The sequence below is a fragment of the Actinoplanes oryzae genome (assembly GCF_030757795.1).
Lineage (GTDB): Bacteria > Actinomycetota > Actinomycetes > Mycobacteriales > Micromonosporaceae > Actinoplanes.
On record NZ_JAUQWH010000340.1, the window covers coordinates 1 to 1,526 of the forward strand.

General features: G+C 71.2%; 2 protein-coding genes. Both read right to left on the bottom strand.

What is annotated here, in order from left to right; translation table 11 throughout:
- Positions 1 to 256: response regulator (locus tag RBH18_RS43790; protein ID WP_372339081.1), on the bottom strand; the 256-nt coding region annotated here is incomplete at its 3' end.
- 100 nt (positions 257 to 356) lie between these two features.
- Entirely contained in the window at positions 357 to 1,193 is an 837-nt protein-coding gene (locus RBH18_RS43795) for an oxidoreductase (protein WP_306216433.1), read from the bottom strand.
- Positions 1,194 to 1,526 lie beyond the last annotated feature (333 nt).

Genomic DNA, 1,526 nt, shown 5'->3' on the forward strand with positions numbered 1-1,526 from the left:
CCTCGACGGCGGCCAGCGCGGTCAGCACGAGCACCGGCAGCGTCCGCCCGGCCCGGCGCCACGACCTGATCAGCCCGAGCGCATCACCGTCGGGCAGCCCGCGGTCGGCGATCACACAGTCGTAGCTGGTGACCGAGACCATGAGGTCGGCGCCGGCCCGGCACCCGGTGCTGTCGACCGCGAACCCGGCGGCCCGCAGCCCGGCGCCGATCGCGGGTCCGAGCTTGCCATCGTCCTCCACCACCAGCACCCGCACGTCGATGCCACCTCCTGGCCGCCGGAGTGAACTCCTTCGATCGTCAACTACGATCCGGCCGCCCCCCGCGTTCACCTGAGCGCGCGGCGTTACGTGCGCATCACAGCGGGCTGTCGGTGGAGCGGGAAAGCTTCTCCCAGCCGTCGATGTCACGGTCGACGGCCTGCCGCCCGGTCCGGACGGCCTTGAGGGCGTCGGAGCCGAGGACGAGGTGGTTCGGCGGCTCCGGGACGTCGAGGACGTGCAGGACGGCGGCGGCCGCGCGGACAGGGTCGCCGAGCTGGCGGCCGCTGGCCTGCTGGCGGGCCTGACGGATGGGGCCGAACAGCTCGTCGTAGTCGGCGATGGTGTGCGGGGCCCGGGTCATCGAGCGTCCGGCCCAGTCGGTGCGGAACGATCCGGGGGCGATGGCGGTGACGTTGATGCCGAAGCCGGCGACCTCCTTGGCCAGGGAGGCGAGGATGCCCTCGAGCGCGAACTTGCTGCCGCAGTAGCCGGAGACACCGGCGAAGCCCGCGAGGCCGCCCATCGAGGTGACGGCCAGGACGTGGCCGCGGCGGCGTTCGCGCATGGACGGCAGGACGGCCTGGATGGTGGCGGCCGCGCCGAAGACGTTGACGTCGAACTGGGCGCGCAGGGCCGCGAGCGGTGTCTCCTCGAAGGTGCCCTCCAGGCCGTACCCGGCGTTGGCGATCAGCACGTCGATGGGGCCGACGGTTCGCTCGACGTCGGCCACCGTGGCGAACACGGCGGTGTCGTCGGTGACGTCGAGAACTCGTGCGTGGGCGCGTCCTGGCTGCAGGGCGGTGAAGGCCTCCGCGTCGGCGTCCTTGCGGACGGTGCCCACGACGGTGTGGCCGGCCTCGAGCGCAGCGACCGCGAAAGCGCGGCCGAGACCGGTGCTGACTCCGGTGATCAGAAAGGTCTTGTTGGTCATGTCTCGATCCTGGGCGCCGGCGCCGGCCGCAACCAGGACGAGCTGTACCCAGGCAGACGGCAGGGACCTGCCGCGCGAATCCGCGTCGTGGTGAACGCGTGCCGCCCGATCCGCGTCGTGAGGGGAAAGACGACTCGATCAGCGGGAGATTGCATCGGTATGGCGGACGTGCGTGTGGTGTTGAAGGCATCGGATCGGCTTCTCAGGTCCGGTCTGGCCGAGATGATCTCTCTGAGTCCCGGCCTGCTTCCCGTGGACGCCGGAAGCATCGACGGAGCCGACGTCGTGGTGCTGGCGCAGCGAAAATTCTCCCGGTCCGAGGTGGCCGGGATC